Origin of the sequence: Streptomyces sp. NPDC086766 (assembly GCF_044746005.1) — a bacterium.
Taxonomy (GTDB): Bacteria; Actinomycetota; Actinomycetes; order Streptomycetales; family Streptomycetaceae; genus Streptomyces.
Window position 1 is genome coordinate 227,359 of record NZ_JBIVBI010000006.1, and the last position, 20,230, is coordinate 247,588.

General features: G+C 74.8%; 16 protein-coding genes and 1 pseudogene. 3 read left to right on the top strand and 14 right to left on the bottom strand.

Translation table 11 applies throughout. The annotated features are described in order from the left end of the window. Window positions 1-16: 16 nt before the first annotated feature. The 8 genes and pseudogenes from ACIPM1_RS14020 to infC all read right to left on the bottom strand — a co-directional run bounded on the left by ACIPM1_RS14020 (window position 17) and on the right by infC (window position 8,956). Complete coding sequence (locus ACIPM1_RS14020) at window positions 17-1,030, bottom strand: PP2C family protein-serine/threonine phosphatase (protein WP_356190065.1); 1,014 nt, start codon at window positions 1,028-1,030, stop codon at window positions 17-19. Between the two features lie 464 nt (window positions 1,031-1,494). Beyond that, window positions 1,495-4,008: a phenylalanine--tRNA ligase subunit beta gene (gene pheT / locus ACIPM1_RS14025; protein ID WP_402433462.1), complete on the bottom strand. Its 2,514-nt coding sequence runs from the start codon at window positions 4,006-4,008 to the stop codon at window positions 1,495-1,497. Beyond that, window positions 4,008-5,153, bottom strand: coding sequence for a phenylalanine--tRNA ligase subunit alpha (pheS, locus tag ACIPM1_RS14030; protein WP_402433465.1), 1,146 nt, complete (start codon window positions 5,151-5,153; stop codon window positions 4,008-4,010). Before pheS ends, pheT begins: the two co-directional genes overlap by 1 nt. A 169-nt stretch (window positions 5,154-5,322) precedes the next feature. Further along, window positions 5,323-6,468: an ATP-binding protein gene (locus tag ACIPM1_RS14035; protein WP_402433468.1), complete on the bottom strand. Its 1,146-nt coding sequence runs from the start codon at window positions 6,466-6,468 to the stop codon at window positions 5,323-5,325. 97 nt (window positions 6,469-6,565) lie between these two features. After that, window positions 6,566-7,427 (bottom strand): annotated as a pseudogene (locus ACIPM1_RS14040) (TrmH family RNA methyltransferase). Window positions 7,428-7,523: 96 nt separating this feature from the next. Further along, window positions 7,524-7,907 (bottom strand): 50S ribosomal protein L20, encoded by a 384-nt coding sequence (gene rplT / locus ACIPM1_RS14045; protein WP_003989074.1) that lies wholly within the window; start codon window positions 7,905-7,907, stop codon window positions 7,524-7,526. Window positions 7,908-8,006: 99 nt separating this feature from the next. After that, window positions 8,007-8,201: a 50S ribosomal protein L35 gene (rpmI, locus tag ACIPM1_RS14050; RefSeq protein WP_004933563.1), complete on the bottom strand. Its 195-nt coding sequence runs from the start codon at window positions 8,199-8,201 to the stop codon at window positions 8,007-8,009. A 107-nt stretch (window positions 8,202-8,308) separates the two neighbouring features. Further along, window positions 8,309-8,956, bottom strand: coding sequence for a translation initiation factor IF-3 (gene infC, locus ACIPM1_RS14055; protein WP_356190095.1), 648 nt, complete (start codon window positions 8,954-8,956; stop codon window positions 8,309-8,311). Window positions 8,957-9,323: 367 nt separating this feature from the next. Between infC and ACIPM1_RS14060 the strand changes: the two genes are divergently transcribed. Continuing rightward, complete coding sequence (locus tag ACIPM1_RS14060; protein ID WP_356190052.1) at window positions 9,324-9,680, top strand: DUF1844 domain-containing protein; 357 nt, start codon at window positions 9,324-9,326, stop codon at window positions 9,678-9,680. A 204-nt stretch (window positions 9,681-9,884) separates the two neighbouring features. On the opposite strand, the gene ACIPM1_RS14065 is transcribed toward ACIPM1_RS14060, so the two are convergent. Then, entirely contained in the window at window positions 9,885-10,616 is a 732-nt protein-coding gene (locus ACIPM1_RS14065) for an SseB family protein (protein ID WP_402433472.1), read from the bottom strand. Between the two features lie 144 nt (window positions 10,617-10,760). Between ACIPM1_RS14065 and ACIPM1_RS14070 the strand changes: the two genes are divergently transcribed. Beyond that, complete coding sequence (locus tag ACIPM1_RS14070; protein WP_402433474.1) at window positions 10,761-11,507, top strand: serine hydrolase; 747 nt, start codon at window positions 10,761-10,763, stop codon at window positions 11,505-11,507. Window positions 11,508-11,658: 151 nt separating this feature from the next. On the opposite strand, the gene mycP is transcribed toward ACIPM1_RS14070, so the two are convergent. Both mycP and ACIPM1_RS14080 read right to left on the bottom strand, forming a co-directional pair. Beyond that, a complete protein-coding gene (gene mycP / locus ACIPM1_RS14075; RefSeq protein WP_402433993.1) occupies window positions 11,659-12,804 on the bottom strand; it encodes a type VII secretion-associated serine protease mycosin in 1,146 nt (381 codons plus the stop codon). A gap of 665 nt (window positions 12,805-13,469) precedes the next feature. Beyond that, window positions 13,470-14,585, bottom strand: a complete 1,116-nt coding sequence (locus ACIPM1_RS14080; RefSeq protein WP_402433477.1) for a hypothetical protein — start codon at window positions 14,583-14,585, stop codon at window positions 13,470-13,472. Window positions 14,586-15,786: 1,201 nt separating this feature from the next. Here ACIPM1_RS14080 and ACIPM1_RS14085 point away from each other — a divergent pair. Continuing rightward, entirely contained in the window at window positions 15,787-16,989 is a 1,203-nt protein-coding gene (locus tag ACIPM1_RS14085) for an amino acid deaminase/aldolase (protein WP_356190043.1), read from the top strand. 10 nt (window positions 16,990-16,999) lie between these two features. Here the strand turns inward: ACIPM1_RS14085 and ACIPM1_RS14090 are convergent, their stop codons facing one another. From ACIPM1_RS14090 to ACIPM1_RS14100, 3 genes are all read right to left on the bottom strand, one after another. Further along, window positions 17,000-17,983: a DUF2510 domain-containing protein gene (locus ACIPM1_RS14090; RefSeq protein WP_402433996.1), complete on the bottom strand. Its 984-nt coding sequence runs from the start codon at window positions 17,981-17,983 to the stop codon at window positions 17,000-17,002. 71 nt (window positions 17,984-18,054) lie between these two features. Beyond that, window positions 18,055-18,846, bottom strand: a complete 792-nt coding sequence (locus tag ACIPM1_RS14095; protein WP_402433480.1) for a 3-oxoacyl-ACP reductase — start codon at window positions 18,844-18,846, stop codon at window positions 18,055-18,057. Continuing rightward, window positions 18,843-20,222, bottom strand: a complete 1,380-nt coding sequence (locus ACIPM1_RS14100) for an aldehyde dehydrogenase family protein (protein WP_402433483.1) — start codon at window positions 20,220-20,222, stop codon at window positions 18,843-18,845. Before ACIPM1_RS14100 ends, ACIPM1_RS14095 begins: the two co-directional genes overlap by 4 nt. Between the last annotated feature and the right edge of the window lie 8 nt (window positions 20,223-20,230).

Sequence of the window (20,230 nt, forward strand, 5' to 3'; positions counted from 1 at the left end):
CCGTCCACGGCGGACGCTAGGGGTTGGTGGGCGCCGGTCGCGCCCCGCGGCACATCCGCGCCTCGGTGGCCTCCCGCGCCCCCGTGGCGCCGGCGCGGGTCGGCAGGGGCCGGTCGTTGTGCAGGACCAGGACCGCCACGTCGTCGGCCGGGCGTTCCCCGGTGTGGTGCAGGAGCCGGGCGAAGACGGTGCGGAGCACGGTGCGCGGTGAGAAGGGCCGGTCCCGCGCCGACTCGGCCAGGACCGCGGGCAGCGGGAAGAAGCGGCCCCGGTGGTCCCGGGCGTCCTCGACGCCGTCCGTGTAGAGGACCAGGGTCTGTCCCGGACGCAGACGGCCCGCGGAGGGCGCGGACAGCTCGGCCGGCAGGGGGAACAGGCCGAGCGGGGGCAGGGGTTCGGTCCCGGACAGCGGGTCCACGCCGGGGCCGCTCAGCACATAGGGCCAGGGATGGCCGCAGTTGAGGGCGCGCATCTCGCCGTCGGCGTCGATCTCCAGCAGCAGGACGGTGACGAACTCCTCGGCCACCGGGTGCTCCGGTTCCACACCTGCCGGGGCGGGTCCGGCGCGGGCCCGCTCGCGCAGGTGCCTGGCCAGTGCCCGCTCCAGCCGCCGCAGCACACCGGCGAGTTCGGCCTCGTCGTACCCGGCCTCGCGGAAGCTGCCGAGGACGGCGGCCACGGTGCCGATCGCCGCGAGCCCGTGTCCCCGGACGTCCCCCATGACCACGCGGACGCCGTGCTCGGTGGCGATCACCTCGTACAGGTCGCCGCCGATGGCGGCCCCGCGGTCCGCGGACAACTGGGCGGCCGCGACGCTCAGTCCGTCGACGCGGGGCGGCAGCGGCCGCAGCAGCACGCTCTGGGCGGCGCCCGCGACCGCGTGGGCCCGGCGCAGTTCGCGCAGCAGGACCCGCCGGACGTGCAGGACGAGCCCGGTGCCCACGGCGAGGAAGACGGCGCTGGTGACGAGACGGGCGCCGAACCCGCTCTGCTGGGCGAGCGGGCAGGCCAGCCGGTACGTGGCCGCCATGGCGCCCCAGGCCGCGGGCGCCCCCAGGGCGACGGTCCGGCTCGGCGGCCGGTGGCCGGACGGGCCGCGGAGCGTGCGACCGGGACGCCGGATGCCGGACCGCACCCACGCCGGAAGCCCTCTCCGGGCGGATGTCCGGGAGTCCATACGGGACCACGCGCCGCGCGCGGTCCCAGCCTTGATGCGGATCATGCCCATGGCCCCCCATACAGGCCCTGACAGCGCAGACCGGCCCCGAAAGGCCGGTCCGATTCTGTCGAGCGTGCACCCGGTCTGGGCCGGATCGAGGGGAGTTGCCACCCGAACGAGTGAGGGATCTTCGAAGGGGCTGCATTTATGCAGCCCAGGGCCCGTGCGCCGCGCATCTCGACAGGGCCTGACAGGGCCTCGACAGGGCGCGGGGGACCGCGGGTCGACCCCGCGATCCCCCACTCCCGCCGCCTCGGTCCGGCGGCGGCGCCGCGTCAGCTCCGCAGCACGGCCCCGGTGCGCTCGGCGGCCAGCGCGACCGCCGCGTCCCGGGCCGCGGACGCCTCGTCGACCGTCAGCGTCCGGTCCGCCGCGCGGAAGCGCAGCGCGTACGCCAGCGACTTCCTGCCCTCGCCGAGCTGGTCGTCGTTCTCGTAGACGTCGAACAGCCGGATGGACTCCAGCAGTTCACCGGCGCCCTCGCGCAGCGCGGCCTCGACCTCGGCGTGCGGGACCGGCCGGTCGACGACGAGGGCGACGTCCTGCGTGGCCACCGGGAAGGTGGAGATGCTCGGCGCCTGCGGGGTGTCGTCGCCGACCTGCTCCAGGACGTCGAGGTTCAGCTCCATCGCGCTGGTGCGCTCCGGCAGGCCGAGTGCCTTCACCACGCGCGGGTGCAGCTCGCCCGCGTGGCCCACGACCCGCTCCGTGCCGTCCACCGCGAGCACCAGCTCGGCGCAGCGGCCCGGGTGCCACGGGCCGTACTGGCCCTTGCGGACGACCAGTTCGGCGCCCGCCTCGCCGGCGACGGCGCGCGCGGCCTCGACGGCGTCGGCCCAGTCGGCCGGGCGGCCCCTGCCCCACCAGCCGGCCTGCTCGCGGGCCCCCGTGAGGACGACGGCCACGTGGCGCGGCTGCTCCGGCAGCGCGGCGTCCAGCTCGGCGATCTCCTCGTCGGTGGGGCGCCGGTCGACGGGCAGGTGCACGCCGGTGCGCTGGTCGTCGCGCGGCTGGAAGACCAGGCCGGTCTCGAACAGGGCCAGATCGTGCGAGCCGCGGCCGTCGTTGCGGCGCAGGGCGCCCAGCAGGCCGGGCAGCAGCGTCGTGCGGAGCGCGGGCTCCTCGTCGTTGAGCGGGTTGGTCAGCCTGACGACGCGGCGGGCCGGGTCGTCGGCCGCCAGGCCGAGTTGGTCGAAGACCTGCTCGGCGACGAACGGGTAGTTCAGCGCCTCGACGTAGCCCGCGCCGGCCAGGACCCGGCCGATCCTGCGGTGCAGCCGCTGCCGGTGGGTCAGGCCTCGCCCGGAGGGGGGCTTGGGCAGCGTGGAGGGCAGGTTCTCGTAGCCCTCCAGGCGGATGACCTCTTCGGCCAGGTCGTTCGGGTCGGTCAGGTCGGGCCGCCAGGACGGGACGGTGACGACCAGCTCGTCCTGTCCGTAGACGTCGCAGCCGATCTCCTGGAGCCGCCGGACGACGGTCTCGCGGCCGTACACCACGCCCGCGACCTTGTCCGGGTGGTCGGCCGGGACGGTGATCGTGCCCGGCGCGGTGGCCGCGGCGACCTCGGTGACGCCGGCCTCGGCGGTGCCGCCCGCGAGGAGCACGAGCAGGTCGACGGTGCGCTGGGCCGCGGCGGCGGCGGCCTGCGGGTCGACACCCCGCTCGAAGCGCCGGGAGGCCTCCGAGGACAGCTTGTGACGGCGGGCCGTGCGCGCGATCGACACGGCGTCGAAGTGCGCCGCTTCGATGACCACGTCGGTCGTGGCGTTTTCCCAGTCCTCGTGATCGGCGATCTCGGTGTCGGCGCCGCCCATGACGCCCGCGAGACCGATCGGGCCGCGCTCGTCGGTGATGACCAGGTCCTCGACGTGCAGCGTGCGCTCGACGCCGTCGAGGGTGGCGAGCTTCTCGCCCTCCGCTGCCCGGCGTACGCCGATGGTGCCCTGGACCAGCCTGCGGTCGTAGGCGTGCAGGGGCTGGCCCAGCTCCATCATCACGTAGTTCGTGACGTCGACGGCGAGCGAGATCGGCCGCATGCCGACCTTCTGCAGCCGGCGCTGGAGCCAGATCGGGGAGCGCGCCTCGGGGCTCAGGCCGGTGACGGTCCGAGCGGTGAAGCGGTCGCAGCCGAAGGGTTCGGAGACCTGGACGGGGTAGCCGAACGCGTTGGGGGCCGGTACGTCGATCAGGGCCGGGTCGCGCAGCGGCAGGCCGTAGGCGATGGCGGTCTCGCGGGCGACGCCGCGGATGGACAGGCAGTCGCCGCGGTTGGCGGTGACGGCGATGTCCAGCACCTCGTCGACCAGTTCCAGCAGCTCGATCGCGTCCCTGCCGACCTCGGTCTCCGGCGGCAGCACGATGATGCCGTGGGTGCCGTCGTCGCCCATGCCCAGCTCGTCGCTGGAGCAGATCATGCCGTGGGAGGTCTTGCCGTAGGTCTTGCGCGCGGAGATCGCGAAGCCGCCGGGAAGCACCGCACCCGGCAGGACCACGACGACCTTGTCGCCGACGGCGAAGTTGCGGGCGCCGCAGACGATCTCCTGCGGCTCACCGGTGCCGTTGGCGGTGCCGACGTCGACGGTGCAGAAGCGGATCGGCTTCTTGAAGCCCTCCAGCTCCTCGATGGTCAGCACCTGGCCGACGACCAGCGGCCCCTTGAGGTCGGCGCCGAGCTGCTCGACGGTCTCGACCTCCAGACCGGCCGAAATGAGCTTGGCCTGGACGTCGCGCCCGGACTCGGTCGCCGGCAGGTCGACGTACTCCCGCAGCCAAGAAAGCGGGACCCGCATCAGATCTCCATCCCGAACGGCCGGGTGAACCGGACGTCACCCTCGACCATGTCTCGCATGTCCTCGACGTTGTGGCGGAACATCAGCATCCGCTCGATGCCGAACCCGAAGGCGAAGCCGCTGTACTTCTCCGGGTCGACGCCGCAGGCGGTGAGCACCCGCGGGTTGACCATGCCGCAGCCGCCGAGCTCGATCCAGCCCTCGGACGAGCAGGTGCGGCAGGGGCGGTCGGGGTTGCCGACGGACTCGCCCTTGCACACGTAGCAGAGCATGTCCATCTCGGCGCTCGGCTCGGTGAAGGGGAAGAAGTTCGGCCGCAGCCGGGTCTTCATGCCCTCGCCGAACAGCGACTGGACCATGTGGTCCAGGGTGCCCTTCAGGTCGGCCATGGTCAGGCCCTCGTCGACGGCGAGCAGCTCGACCTGGTGGAAGACGGGCGTGTGGGTGGCGTCCAGCTCGTCGGTGCGGTACACGCGGCCGGGGCAGATCACGTAGACCGGCAGCTCGCGGTCGAGCAGGGAGCGGATCTGCACCGGCGAGGTGTGGGTGCGCAGCACGACGCCGGACTCGGTGCCGCCGTCGCCCGCGGCGGAGCCGCCGCCGGACGGGGTCTGCACGAAGAACGTGTCGGCCTCGCCGCGGGCCGGGTGGTCCGGGCCGATGTTGAGGGCGTCGAAGTTGAACCACTCCGCCTCGACCTGCGGGCCCTCGGCGACCTCGTAGCCCATGGCCACGAAGATGTCCTCGATGCGCTCGGAGAGCGTGGTGAGCGGGTGCCGGGCGCCGGAGGGGACGCGGTCGTACGGCAGCGTGACGTCGACGTCCTCCTCCACCAGCACCCGGGCGTCGCGCTCCGCCTCCAGCTCGCTCTGCCGGGCGGCGAGGCCCTTGTTCACCGCGCCGCGGGCCTGGCCCACGCGCTTGCCGGCGTCGGCCTTGGCGTGCGGGGGCAGGGCGCCGATCTCGCGGTTGGCGAGAGCCAGCGGGGAGGCGGGGCCGGTGTGGGCGACCTTGGCCTCGTGGAGCGCGTCGAGGGAGTCCGCGGCGGCGAAGGCGGCGAGCGCCTCGTCCCGCATGCGCTCGATCTCTTCCGGTTTCAACGCCTCGACCTCGACAGGGTCGTACGACTTATTGGGTGCCGACATCTCTTCCCGTGCTTCCGATTGGCTGGCTGGAGGTCCCGTCAGCGACTCGCGGACGGACCGTCTTCGATGGCGAGACGGGCCGCCACTGTTTTTGGGACGCAAAGGTGCCAAAGGCCGAGTCTAACGGGGCCGGGTCAAGGTGATGCGCCCGTGGGGCCTCGGCCGGTGCTCAGAGCAGGTGTGCCGGGGTGCCCACGGGCAGGGTAAATCGGAACTGCGCGCCGCCGCCGGGGGCGCGTCCGACCGTGATGGTGCCGCCGTGCACCTCGACGATGCCCTTGACGATGTAGAGCCCGAGGCCGGTGCCGCCGCGCTTGCTGCCCCGCCAGAAGCGGGTGAAGACGCGGTTCATGGACTCCTCCGGGATGCCGGGGCCCTCGTCGCTCACCGTGACCGACGTGGCGGTGTTCTCTTCCTCTTCCCCGTCGCGCGGGGACACCGAGGGCGTGATGTCTATGGTGACGGTTCCCTCGCCGTGCCGCACGGCATTTTCGATCAGGTTGCTGAGCACCTGGTCGATCTTGTCGGGGTCGGCCCACAGGGTGGGCAGCGGCTGCTCGATCCGCAGCAGGAAGCGGTCGGCGGGCTGTCCGGCGGCGACGTACGCCTGGATGTGCCGGCCGACCGCGGCGCCTATGTCGATCAGCTGGCGGCGCACCTCCAGCCGGCCGGAGTCGATGCGGGAGATGTCGAGCAGCTCGGCGATCAGGCGGGTGACGCGGTCCGCGTCGGCGTCGACGGTCTCCAGCATCAGCCGCTTCTGGTCGTCGGTGAACCTCTCCCACTTGGCGAGCAGGGTGGCGGTGAAGCCCTTGACGGAGGTCAGCGGGGAGCGCAGCTCGTGCGCCACGGTGGCGATCAGCTCGGCGTGGCTGCGCTCGGTGCGGCGGCGGGCCTCTGTGTCGCGCAGCGAGACGACGACGCGGCGGACGGGGCCGGTGGGGTGGGTGCGGACGTACTTCGCCGAGACCAGGACCTCCCGGCCGCCGTGCAGCAGGAGGTTGCGCTCGGGCTGTCCGACGCGGATGGCCAGGCCGCCGTAGGGGTCGGTCAGCTGCCACCAGCGCCGGCCCTCCAGGTCCTCTAACGGCAGCGCCTTCTCCAGCCGGCGGCCGAGGGCCTCCTCGGCGGGCACGGCGGTGATGCGGGCGGCGGCGGCGTTGAAGCAGACGACGCGTCCCCGCTCGTCGGCGATCACCAGGCCGTCGGGCAGGTCGTCGGGGTCGATGCCGAGACCGGCGGGGTCATCGTGCCGGGGCGTGGACGCGGGGCGCGCGTTTCGTGTGCCCGGTGCGCTGCTCGTGCCGACGCTCATCCCCGTACCCCACCTCTCAGCCTGCGCCGGGAGTGCCCCCGCCGCGTGTCCGAGCGAAGCGGAAGCCTGGGGGGACGCCCCCGGGCTGGTCACCCTACTAGCTCTCGGTGACGGAGCGGCACCCTCCGTCAGGCACGCTGTGCACGCGCCGACGCGTAGAGACATACGGCCGCGGCGGTGGCGAGGTTCAGGCTCTCGGCCTTTCCGTGGATCGGGACGCGGACCACGGCGTCGGCGAGGGCGCGGGTCTCCTCCGGCAGGCCCCAGGCCTCGTTGCCGAAGACCCAGGCGGTGGGGCCGCCCATGGTGCCCCGGTCGAGCTCGTCGTCGAGGTCGTGCGGGCCGGCGCCGTCGGCGGCGAGGACGCGGACCCCGGCGGCCTTCAGGCCCGCCACCGCCCGCTCGACGGGGACGCCCACGGCCACGGGCAGGTGGAAGAGCGAGCCGACGGAGGCGCGGACGGCCTTGGGGTTGTACAGGTCGACGGAGGCGTCGGTGAGGACGACGGCGTCGGCGCCGGCGGCGTCGGCGCAGCGCAGGACGGTGCCGGCGTTCCCCGGGTCGCGGACGTGCGCGAGGACGGCGACGAGGCGGGGACGGGCGCCGAGGATCTCCTCGAACGGGGTGTCGAGGAAGCGGCAGACGCCGACCAGGCCCTGCGGGGTGACGGTGGTGGAGATGTCGGCGATGACCTGCTCGGCGGCCAGGTGCACCCGGGCGCCGGCGGCGCGGGCCTCGCCGACGATGTCGGCGTACCGCTCGGCCGCCTCCACGGTGGTGAACAGCTCGACGAGCGTCGGGGTGCCGTCGGCGCGGTGCGCGGCCGCCTCCCGCACGGCCTGGGGGCCCTCCGCGAGGAACAGCCGCTCCTTGCCCCGGAAGTTCCGCTTGGCGAGCCGCCGGGCGGCGCCGACACGGGGCGAGCGGGGGGAGATCAGCTCGGGGCTGGCGGGGGGCATGGGTTCACCTTCGCAGCTACTTCGGACACAAGGGGACCCGCAGACCGGTCCGGCCTGCGGGTCCCTACGTCACGTCGGCGTGTGGCCGGCGGGGCGTCACGCAGCCTTGGGCGCGTTGACGTCGCTCGGCAGCGCCTTCTGGGCGACCTCGACCAGCGCGGCGAACGCACCGGCGTCGTTGACGGCCAGCTCGGCCAGGATCTTGCGGTCGACCTCGACGTTCGCGGCCTTCAGACCCTGGATGAAGCGGTTGTAGGTCATGCCGTTGGCGCGGGCAGCGGCGTTGATGCGCTGGATCCACAGCTGACGGAAGTCGCCCTTGCGCTTCTTCCGGTCGTTGTAGTTGTAGACCAGCGAGTGGGTGACCTGCTCCTTGGCCTTGCGGTACAGGCGCGAACGCTGACCGCGGTAGCCGGAGGCCTGCTCGAGGATCGCCCGGCGCTTCTTGTGGGCGTTGACTGCCCGCTTGACGCGTGCCACTTGATTAACTCCTTGTAGCGGGGCCGTGGGTGTCGTCACACGGCCCGGAAACGATTGGGTCCCGGTCCAGACGTACGGCGCTCAGGCGGCGCCGCGGCGTCACTTGCCGAGAAGCTTCTTGATCTTCGCGGCGTCGCCCGGGGCCATCTCGGCGTTGCCGGTGAGGCGACGCGTCACGCGGGACGACTTGTGCTCGAGCAGGTGGCGCTTGCCGGCGCGCTCACGGAGCACCTTGCCGGAGCCGGTGACCTTGAAGCGCTTGCTGGCACCGCTGTGCGACTTGTTCTTCGGCATAGCGCCGTTCTCTCCTCGTCGGTGGCGCTCCGGTGCCCGGTCGTGAAACCGGGCACGGTGGAGTCGCTCTTGTATCGGTTACGTCCTGGGACGGGGTGTCCCGGGGATCACGCCTCGGCGGAAGCCTCGGCCGGAGCCTCTTCGGACTGGGCGTCGGCGGCGTTCTGCGAACGACCGGGGTTCGCCTTCGCGTCGGCCTTGCGGGCCTCCTGCGCCTGGCGGGCCTCGGCCATCGCCTCGGTCTTCTTCTTGTGCGGACCGAGAACCATGATCATGTTTCGGCCGTCCTGCTTCGGGTTCGACTCCACGAAGCCGAGGTCCTGGACGTCCTCCGCGAGCCGCTGCAGCAGCCGGTAGCCCAGCTCGGGCCGGGACTGCTCGCGACCACGGAACATGATCGTGATCTTGACCTTGTCGCCCTGCTTGAGGAACCGGACGACGTGACCCTTCTTGGTGTCATAGTCGTGCGGGTCGATCTTCGGCCGGAGCTTCATCTCCTTGATGACCGTGTGCGCCTGGTTCTTGCGCGCCTCACGGGCCTTCATGGCCGACTCGTACTTGAACTTCCCGTAGTCCATGAGCTTGCACACGGGCGGACGGGCGTTCGCCGCGACCTCGACCAGGTCCAGGTCGTACTCCTGCGCAAGCTCCAGGGCCTTGGCAAGCGGCACGATGCCGACCTGCTCGCCACTGGGACCGACAAGTCGCACCTCGGGAACGCGAATCCGGTCGTTGATGCGGGGCTCGGCGCTGATGGATCCTCCTCGGTAGCACCACGCGACGGCCTGGCGGACTGCCGCGTACAACTGTGTTCGATAGACCTAACCGCGCCGAAGCAGTAAAAATGCCCCGGACGATCACAGGCGGGGCTCCCATTGCTACCGGAGCACCGCCGCGATGGCCGCGGGGCGCGATTCGGACGGCTCCATCGTCCGTACGGAACGATGGTGGCCGTCTGACCGGGTGACCCGCCGTCCCGGAGGACGGTCGGGTGGGAGATCGGAGCCTCCACTTGTGGGCCGAGCACACATCGGTGTCCGGCCGGTCGTGAACAAGGTTAGCAGTATCGCTTGACAAGGGCTAATTGAGGAGCCGCCGCCGCGACCGCCTATCGTGTGCGCCATGAGTGAGACCCCTCCTGAGAACGCCGACTTCGACGCCATGGCCCGCGACATCGCCGAGGTCCCCGCGGTCGAGGTGATCGTGACGGTCGCCGTCAACCTGATGAGCGCCGCCGCCGTGAAGCTCGGCCTGACCGAGGAGGGCGACAAGTACAAGGACCTGGACGAGGCCCGCAAGCTGGTGACCGCCCTCGCGGGCCTGCTGGACGCGAGCGCGACCGAGATCAGCTCCTTCCACGCGGCGCCGCTGCGCGACGGCCTGAAGTCGCTGCAGCTGGCGTTCCGCGAGGCGTCGGTCGTCCCGGACGAGCCGGGCCAGGGCCCGGGCGAGAAGTACACGGGGCCGGTCTACGGCTGAACCGGGCCCCCGGCCGGGAAGCACCGGCGGGGCGGCGGCCGCGCGGACCGCGGTACGGCTCGGCCGCACACGCTGGGGGACGCACCGGCGGCGTGGACCGCGGGACGCACCGGCGGCACGCGACGCGGGGACGCACTGGCGGGACGGCCGAGCGGACGGGCCTACGCAACGGGCTGAAGCGGGCCGGGGCCCGCTGAGGCCGGCCTACTCCTTCACGTACAAGGGCTCGCCCGGCGGCGTCGCCCCGGCGGGCAGCAGTGCCAGGTCGAGGCCGCGCACCAGGCGGGCCCGCAGCGTCTCGCTGGCGGCGAGGTTCTCCGCGACGGCCCGGGCGGTCTCGGCGGGCGCCGCGGAGGGGTCGAGGACGAGGGCGAGGGTGCCGTCGGCCTCCCCCGGCCCCAGGTGCGCGCGGAGCACGCCCGGCTCGGCGGCCACGGCCTCCCGCACCGCCGCCACCACGGCCGGGTCGGCGAGCGGATCCGCCGTCGTCCGGCCCTCGGCGAGCGCGAGCAGCGCGGACCCGGTCAGCTCGAAGGGGACCGGCCCGGCCATGTCCAGGACGACCGTGTCCGCCTTCTCGTGCGCCGCGGCCTCCAGTGCCTGGTGCAGCGGTACGGCGACGGGGCGCGCCCCCGGGTCCCAGCGGGCCAGGGAGTCGGTGGAGGTGAAGGCGGGAAGCGCCGTGCGGTGACCGGCCTTCAGCGTGGGGACGGCCATGTCGCTGGTCTTCTCGCGGCGCAGCCCGTTCTCGTCCTCCTCCACCTCGCCGAGCACGGCCACGACGGGAACGAGCAGCCGGGCGCCCTTGAGCGCCTCCAGGACGGGGCCCACGGCGGTGCGGTCCTCGGCCCAGGCGGCGAGCGCCGCGCTCAGCCGGGGGTCGGCGGAACCGTCGTCGTCGGAGAAGCCGGGGTCGGGAATGTTCTTGTTCGCCACGGCCCCGACCCTATCCGGGGGGTGCCGCGCTCCCGGTGCGGGCCCTGGGAAGCTGGGACCGACGGGTGCGGGCGCCGTGTCGTCGTCGGCGGCGCCGTCGGGCCCGGCGTCGGGCGGCGGTGAGCGGGGAGGCGTGCGGTGGCGGTGACGGATCCCACGGGTTCCGCGGGGGCCCCGGGGGCGCGGCTGGCCGCGGCGATGAGGCCGGTGCCCGTGGCGGAGGGCGCGGCCGTGTCCGTGGCGGTCCTGGACGCGGACTCCGGGCAGAGCGCCGGGTACGGCGAGGGGACCTTCGTCACGGCGAGCGTCGTCAAGGTCGGCATCCTGGCGGCCCTGCTGCTCCAGGCGCAGGACGCGGGCCGCGGGCTGACGGCGCGGGAGAGGGCGTACGCCGCCGCGATGATCGGGCACAGCGACAACGACTCCGCGTCGGCGCTGTGGCGGAGCATCGGCGGGGCCGCCGGGCTCGACGCGGCCCACGCGCGCCTCGGGCTCACCGGCACCACAGGGGGCGAGGGCGGCCTGTGGGGACTGACCCGGACCACGGCCGCCGACCAGCTGACCCTGCTCCGGCAGGTGTTCGGGGACGAGTCGGAGCTGAGCGCGGCCTCGCGTACGTACCTCCAGGGCCTGATGGAGCGGATCGCCGAGGGCCAGGACTGGGGGGTCTCCGCCGCCGCCGACGGCTCCGCGTGGGCCCTGAAGAACGGCTGGCTGCCGCGGAGCGCGACCGGGCTGTGGGTCGTCCACAGCGTCGGGCGGGTGACGGCCGCCGGGGGCACCCGCCTGGTGGCCGCGCTGTCGCACGGCAACGCCACGAAGGAGCAGGGCGTCGCCCTGGTGGAGTCGGCGGCCCGGGCGGCGGTGTCCGTGTTCGCCGGGGGTGCGTGAGGCCGGTGCACCGGCGCCCCGGCGCCCCGGCGCTTTGGCTTGCGGGGGGCGGGGTTTGAGGTGCGGGGCGCGGGGTTCGGGTTGCGGGGTTCGGGGCGCGGGGTTCGGATTGCGGGGTCACGACGGATCCCCCGGGCCGGGCCGTGCGGTGTCAGAAGCCGTCGTGTTCCTCGCGGCGGCCCCGCCACAGGACGACCGCGGCGACCAGCAGCACTCCGCCGACGCCGCCCGCGAGGGGGCCGGCCCAGTCGGCCGCGTCGTCGGCCGCCGAGGCGGTGTCCGGGCCGGGGCCGAAGTACTTGTCGCCGTAGGCGGCCGCGTGGAGGTCCCCCGGCTGGAGGCGGCCCGCGGCGCGGATGGCGGCGGCGGGGTCGACGAAGCCGAAGCCGCGGGAGTCGTCGCGGCCGTCGACCGGGGCGTCCCGTGCCGTGTCCTCCAGGAGCCGCTTGATCTGGGCGGGCGTCAGGCCGGGGTGGGCGGCCTTGACCAGGGCGACCGCGCCGGAGACGAAGGCCGAGGCCGCGCTCGTGCCCCAGCCCTCGTAGTACCTGTGGTCGGGATCCGCGATCACGATGTCGACGCCGGGCGCGCTGACGGCGGCGTACCAGCGGCGGGTGGAGAAGGACGCACGGGTGCCGTAGCGGTCGACGGCGGCCGCGGCGATCACGCCCGGATACGCGGCCGGGTAGGAGATGTGGTCGCCCTTCTCGCCGCCGTTGCCGGCCGAGGCGACGACGACGACGCCCTTCTTCAGCGCGTACTGGACGGCCTCGTCCTCGCCGGGCTCGGGGTGGGCGGAGGCGGAGTCGTCGCCGAGGGAGAGGTTGATGACGTCGGCGCCGTGGTCGGCGGCCCAGCGGATGCCGTCGGCGAGGGCGTTGCCACGGCTGGCCCGGGCGCGGGCACGGGCGGAGTCGCCGTCCTCGAGGATCACCCGGACGGGCAGGATCCGCGCCTGCGGGGCGACGCCCATGACGCCGTCGGCGTGGCCGGGGCCGTGGCCGTGACCGGCGATGATGCCGGCCATGGCGGTGCCGTGGCGGGCCCAGGCCCGGTCGCCGCGCTCGGCGCCGAAGTCGATCAGGTCCTTGGCGGGCAGGACGTTGCCGGCCAGGTCGGGGTGGTCGGCCTCCACGCCGGTGTCCAGGACGGCGACGGTGATGCCCTTGCCCTTGGTGGTGCGCCAGGCCTCCTGGGTGTGCATGGCCTCCAGGGCCCACTGCTGGGCCCGGATCCCGTCGGCGTGGGCGACGGTGGACGGGACGAGGGCGAGCGCGGTGGCGAGGAGCACACTCAGGGCGCCGGTGCCGCGTACTGCGCCGACCCGGCCGGACCTCCCGGCCCGGCCGGCCCGGCGGACCCGTCGCGGCCCGCGCAGGTCCCGGGTCGCGACGGGGCGCGGGGCGGGGGGCGCGGGGGGCGCCTCGGTGAGTGCCGGGGCCGCTTCGCTGGGTGTGGGGGGTGCCTCGGTGGGTGCCGGGGACTCCTCGCTCGGCACGAGGGCCGCCTCGCCGGAGGCTGGGGGCGCCTCGGGTGCCGGGGTCGCCTCGCTTGGTGTGAGGGCCGCCTCGGCAGGCACCGGAGACTCCCCGTTGGGCGCGGGGGCGGCCTCGCCGGCGGCAGGGGGCGCACCGGCGGACACGAGGGCCGCCTCGCCGGATGCGGGGGCCGCCTCGGCGGGTGCCGGAGACTCGTCGCTGGGCGCGGAGGCCGCCTCGGCGGGCGCCGGGGCCGCCTGAGTCCGTGTCACGGTGGCTCTCACAGCAGTGGTCACCACGACGGCTGTCGCACGGGCGCGCGCGGCCGCTCTCGCTGGGGCGTGCGCGGCGCCCTCGGCGGTGCCGTCCACAGCGGCAGCGGCGCTCGCCGTGCCTTCGAGGGCGCCGTCCACAGCGGCGGCGGCGCTCGCCGTGCCTTCGGCGGCGTTCGCAGCGGGCCTCGCGGCACCTCGTGCCCTGGCCCTCACGACGGCTGCTCCGTGGCCGAGCCGACGGTCTTGCGGAAGCCGCGCTCGATGCGGTCGGCGAGGCCCTGGGCCTCGTTCCCGAGGCCCGCCTGGGCCGCGGCCGTGGTGGCACCCGGCTGCATCGCGTCCGCGGCGGGCTGCGGGGCGTCGACGGTGCGGCCGTCGGCCCAGCCGGAGACGGCGTAGACGACGACCGGGGCGTCGGTGAGCACCGACAGCGTCCACGAGGCACGCTGCTTGTCGCCGAAGGCCGCGGCGACGGTGCCCTTCGCCGCGTACGGGCGGGGCACGAGGTCGGTGCGCCGGTCGAGTCCCGCCTTCTTGAACCGGACGTCGAGCGCGCTCATGGTGGCGGCGTCGGCCTTGGTGAAGAGCATCCCGACGGTGGTGACGTAGGTCTGGGTGGCGTCCGTGTAGGTGGCGCGCAGCAGGCGGGCGCAGCCGACCGGGGTGAGCGACTTGCGCAGCAGGGGGTCGAAGGCGTCGGCGCAGCCGCCGTCCGGGGCCACGGCGATCCGGGTCCAGGTGCGGTCGGCGCCGCCGGGTCCGGCACCGCGGCCCTCCACGGTGGGCGGGAACAGCTGGTCGACGGGGACGTTGTGCCACATCTCCCCGGCCGCCGCGAAGGTGCCGGCCGCGCCGCCCTCGTCGGAGTCGCCGGTGAGCCAACTCCCGGTCACGGCACCGCCGATGAGTCCGATGCCGAGGACGACGCACGCGGCGGCCACGGCGGTCCGCGGGCGCACCCGTACGACACCGAGCGCCCGTCCGCGCCCGCGCTCGTCATAGCCCTCGGGCTCCCCGAAGGCCACCACGGGCCTGCTCGCGCCGAGGTACGCCCCGGGCGCCATGCCGGCGCTCCACGACAGGGCGGGGTCGGGGGCCACGGCGGGGTCCGGTGCCGCAGAGGGGCGCGGCGGGGCGGCCGGGGGCGGAGGGACGGCGGCAGCGGCCGGCGGCCGGGGGGTGACGGGCGGCGCCGTAGTGGCGTGCCGGGTGTCGGCGCCAGGGGGTGCGGTCGCCGGGCGGGGCGGGGCGCCGGGCGTCGCCTGCGGCCGGTCGGCCGGCACGGGGCGCAGGCGTGCGGTCGTCTCCTGCTCGGCCTCCCCCATGTCCTGACCTGCGACGGACCCCCCGCGCCCGGCGGTGGGCGGGGCGTCGGGGAAGCGGGCGGAGGCCGCCGGCGGGGGCGGGACGAAGGCTTCCGCGGGGCGCGCGGGCGCACCGGGCGTGACCGGCGTGCTGGACGCACCGGACGTGCCGGTGCGCGGGGCCGGGCGGAAGGCGTCATCGCCGGGCGTGGGCGAACCGGACGAGAGGGACGAGCCACTAGCGCGCGACGGCTGCCGCTCGGCGCCGCCGGCTCGCGGGGGCGGGGGCCGGAAGCCCGGGAAGCGGGGGCGGGACCCCGGGGCGGCGGGCGCACGGTCCGATCCTGGCGTGATCGAGGAACGGCCGGTGCCGGCGCCGGTCCGGGAGTTGGTGCCACTGCCACTGCCACTGCCACTGCCACTGCCACTGCCACTGCCGGACCCCGACCCGGCTCCGGTGTCGCCGGTTTCAGGGAGGGGCCGAGGGACACGGCCCCTGTCCGGGGAGGCCGCGGCGCGACCGGAGTCGGGAACGGCACGTGCCGCCGGATCGGCGTGCCCGGACGCGCCGCGGACCCGCTCGCGCGAACTCGCGGCGGCGGCCCCCGCGGCGGCGGAACCCATGGCGGCCCCACGCGTCACCTCGCCGGGCCCACCGGCGACCACGCCCCACGCGACGCCCCGGGAACCGGCCTCGGCACCCCGGGCGACCGCACCGGACTCACCCTTGGCACCCCGCGCCACACCGACGACCCCAGCCCCGCCGTCGGCGCCGGAGAGCACGGGCGTGCCCGAGCCGCCACCGGTCCCCCGCTCCCCCATGCCGGTCTCCCCGGCCGCGGCGCTCCCCGATGGGGTGGCGGCGTCGTCGAGGCGGGGGTCGGCCGAGGCCGGGCGGGGCGGGGTCGCCGGTCGCGGAGGGACGGGGGCGTGGCGTGCTTCCGTGCTCATGCACCCCCCGTTTCCTCGTGCCCGGGCCGTTCCCTCGTACGCGGGCCCTGCCAGTCGCCCTGCCCGGCACGGACGGTCTCGTCCACCAGGCACGCATACCCGTACGAGCGAATCGCCATCCCGGCTCAGATCCCGGCCGGAATCGTCGTGCCGTACGTGCGCGTCACTCTACGGGTTGCCCGCGCCCGTACGGGAACCAGTCCACGACCCCGGGGCATCTGCCCGGAACGTCCCCCTACCCTGCGGTAATCCTGTCTGGCAGGCTTCGGCCATGACTGCGCGCGCCGCCGACCGGGCCCGTCTCGACCGGGCCACCGCCCATCTCGACGCCCCCGTCGCGATCGTGGATCTGGACGCCTTCGACGCGAACGCGGACGACCTCCTCCGCCGGGCCGGCGGCAAGCCGGTGCGGGTCGCCAGCAAGTCCGTGCGCTGCCGGGCCCTGCTGGAACGCGTCCTGGACCGGGACGGGTTCGCGGGCCTGATGTCGTTCACTCTCGCCGAGTCCCTGTGGCTGGCCCGCTCCGGCTTCGACGACGTGCTCCTGGCCTATCCGTCGGCCGACCGCGCCGGCTTCGCCGAACTCGCCGGCGACCCGAAACTCGCCGCCGCCGTCACCGTGATGATCGACGACCCGGGGCAGCTCGACCTCATCGACGCGGCACGCGGCGGCGGACGCGAAGTGGTGCGCGTGTGCCTGGAGTTGGACACCTCGCTGAAGCTGCTCGGGGGGCGGGTGCGCGTCGGGGCGCGCCGCTCCCCGCTGCACGCGCCCGCGCGGATCGCCGACATGGCGCGCACGGTGGCCCGGCGGCCCGGTTTCCGGCTCGTGGGGATCATGGCGTACGAGGGGCACATCGCGGGCGTGGGCGACGCGGTCGCCGGTCGCCCGCTGCGCTCGCGTGCCGTCCGGCTGATGCAGGCGGCCGCCCGCCGGGAACTGGCGGAGCGGCGGGCCGCGGCGGTACGGGCGGTACGGGCGCTGGTGCCGGACCTGGAGTTCGTCAACGGCGGCGGCACGGGCAGCGTCCAGCACACCGCCGCCGAGGACGCCGTCACGGAGATCGCGGCCGGCTCCGGGCTGTACGTCCCGCGCCTCTTCGACAACTACACGTCCTTCCGCGGGCGTCCGGCGGCGCTGTTCGCCCTGCCCGTCGTCCGGCGCCCCGGGGTCGGGGTGGTGACGGTCCTCGGCGGCGGCTACCCGGCCTCGGGCGCGCCCGGCGCGGACCGGCTGCCGGTGCCGTACCTCCCGGAGGGGCTGCGCTACGACCCGCAGGAGGGGCCCGGCGAGGTGCAGACGCCGCTGCTCGGCTCGCCCGCCGACGACCTGCTGATCGGCGACAAGGTGTGGTTCCGGCACGCCAAGGCGGGCGAGTTGTGCGAACGGTTCGCCGAGCTGCACCTCGTCGAGGGCGACCGGGTGACGGCGACCGTGCCGACGTACCGGGGCGAGGGCCGTACGTTCCTGTAGGGGCCGGCGTTCAGTGCGACGGGCCGATGCTGCTGCCGACGCCGCCGTCCGTGGCCGCGTCCCCGACGGGCCGGATACCGCGCGTGATCCTGTCCATGTCGGCCGGCGGCGGTCCGTCCGGGCCCGCGTCGAAGACGAAGCGCACGACGACCGGCGCCTCGGTGCCGACACTGGACGGGAAGGCGAGCGACTCGACGTACCCGCCGGGCCCCTTCGCGGTCCTGACGCGCCAGCGCACGAAGTACCCGGCGCGGCCCGCGACGGCGATCTGCCCGGAGCGGACGGCCTGGTGCGAGGTGATACCGCCGAAGGGGCGCTCGCCGATCGTGTCGCGGTCGAAGGCCGCGTCGGCCGCGTCCTCGATGTCGTTCCGGGCCAGCGTCCGGGGTGACGTCCCGTCGGCCGCGGTCGCCGTGCGGGTGAGGACCAGGCCGTGCCGGCACAGGCCGACGCCGGCCGGGCAGTCGTAGGTGCCGTGGGTGGTCATGACGACGTCCTCGTCGGCCACGTCCTGCGGCTTCTCCCAGCCGTCCGGGAGGGGCAGGGTGATGCCGTTGAGCTGGTCGACCACGACGGAGGGGTCGTCGGCGGCGGAAGCGCCGGCGGAGGCCGGCCGGGACGCGGAGCGCGGGACGCTCGTGGGTGCGGCGGACGGGGTGGTGGGGGCGTTCCTCGCCCTGGTGCCGCCCTCGTCGCCGTGCCCGAGCACCAGTGCTCCCGTGACGGTCGCGGCGGCCAGGACGGCCCCGGCGCCGGCCAGGGCGACGGCCTTGGCACGCGGGCGCCGTGCCGGTGGTGCGGGTGGCCCGGCGGCGGGCGGCACCCGCGGCGCCGCCGGCTGCCCGAAGGTCTGCCGTACCGGAGGGGCTTGCGGTGCCGGGGGTCCCTGACGTTCCTCCGGCGCGCGGCGGTGCCCGGTCCAGGACGTGCCGTCCCACCAGCGCTCCAGATGCGGGGCCGTCGGGTCGCCGTACCAGCCGGGCGGGGGCGTCATGCTCATCCCGGCACTGTAGGACGGACCGTCCGGCGCCGTGGGCCGGACGGTCCGTATCGGCGCCGCGCCGCCTACAGGGGCGTGACGTACGCCCCGGAGATCCCCCCGTCGACCAGGAAGTCGGTGGCGTTGACGAAGGAGGAGTCGTCGCTGGCGAGGAAGGCCACGGCGGCGGCGATCTCCTCGGCCTCCGCGAAGCGGCCGACCGGGATGTGCACCAGGCGGCGGGCGGCCCGCTCGGGGTCCGTGGCGAACAGCTCCCGCAGCAGGGGGGTGTTGACCGGCCCGGGGCACAGGGCGTTGACCCGGATGCCCTCGCGGGCGAACTGCACGCCCAGCTCGCGGGACATGGCCAGCACACCGCCCTTGGACGCGGTGTACGAGATCTGGGAGGTGGCCGCGCCCATGCGGGCCACGAAGGAGGCGGTGTTGATGATGGAGCCCCTGCCCTGGCGCCGCATGTAGGGGATGGCGGCCTTGCAGCACAGGTAGACGGAGGTGAGGTTGACCTCCTGGACCCGCTTCCAGGCCTCCAGTCCGGTGTCCAGGATGGAGTCGTCGTCGGGCGGGGAGATGCCCGCGTTGTTGAAGGCGACGTCGACGCTGCCGTAGGTGTCGAACGCGGTGCGGAACAGCGCCTCGACCTGGTCGGGGTCGGTGACGTCCACCTTCACGAAGAGTCCGCCGGTCTCCTCCGCGACCGCCTTGCCGCGGGGCTCGTCGATGTCGCCGCAGACGACGTGCGCGCCCTCGGCGGCGAGCCGTCGCGCGGTGGCGAGACCGATGCCGCTGCCGGCTCCGGTGACGACGGCGGTACGGCCGACCAGACGGCGGCAGAGGGTCTCAGGGGTCTGTGAGCTCACTGTGCGGGGCCCTCCGTGCTGATGAAGACGTTCTTGGTCTCGGTGAAGGCGGACAGGGCGTCCGGGCCGAGTTCGCGGCCGACGCCGGACTGCTTGAACCCGCCGAACGGGGTCCAGTAGCGCACGCTGGAGTGCGAGTTGACGGACAGGTTGCCGGCCCGGACGGCCCGGGAGACGCGCAGCGCGCGGCCGACGTCCCGGGTCCAGAGGGAGCCGGACAGCCCGTACGGCGTGTCGTTGGCGAGGCGGATCGCGTCGGCCTCGTCCTCGAAGGGGAGGACGACGGCGACGGGTCCGAAGACCTCCTCGACGGCCACGGGCGCGCGGGGGTCGACGTCGGTGAGGACGGTGGGCGGGAACCAGAATCCGGGCCCCTCGGGGGCCTTGCCCCGGATGCCGGGCGCGTCGGCGTCGACGTAGGCGCGGACGCGCTCCAGGTGCGCTCGGGAGATGAGCGGGCCCATCTGGGTGTTCTCGTCGGCCGGGTCGCCGACGGCGACGGATTGGATCGCGGGGGCGAGGAGGGCGAGGAAGCGGTCGTGGACGCCGCGCTGGACGAGGATGCGGGTGCGGGCGCAGCAGTCCTGGCCGGAGTTGTCGAGGAAGGACATGGGGGCGGCGGCCGCGGCGGCTTCGAGGTCGGCGTCGGCGAAGACGATGTTGGGGCTCTTGCCGCCCAGTTCGAGGGTGACGCGCTTGAGGAGCGCGGATCCCTTCGCCAGCACCTGCCTGCCCACGGTGGTCGACCCGGTGAAGACGATCTTGGCAACCCCCGGGTGCTCGACGAGTGCGTCGCCGGCGACGGGGCCGTGGCCGGGCAGGACCTGGAAGAGGTGCTCGGGCAGGCCCGCCTCCAGGGCGAGTTCGGCCAGGCGCAGGGCGGTGAGCGGGGTGGTCTCGGCGGGCTTGAGGAGCACCGCGTTGCCGGCGGCGAGCGCGGGGGCGGCCCCCCAGGCCGCGATCGGCATCGGGAAGTTCCAGGGGGCGATCACCCCGACGACGCCGAGCGGTTCGAGGATCGTGACGTCCAGGCCGCCGGCGACCGGGATCTGACGGCCGGTCAGGCGTTCCACTCCCCCGGCCGCGTAGTCGAGCAGGTCGCGGACGTTGCCCGCCTCCCAGCGGGCGTTGCCCAGGGTGTGGCCGGCCTCGCGGACCTCCAGCCGGGCCAGTTCCTCGACGTGTTCGTCGACGGCCGTGGCGAAGCGGCGCAGCAGCCGGGCGCGGTCGCCGGGCGGGAGGGCCGCCCATCCGGCCTGCGCCGCGGCGGCCCGTACGACGGCGGCGTCCACGTCGGCCGCGGTCGCCGCCGGGACGGTGGCCACGACCTCCTCGGTGGCCGGGTTCAGGACCCGGAGCTCGTGCTGGTCGGACACGGAGGGAC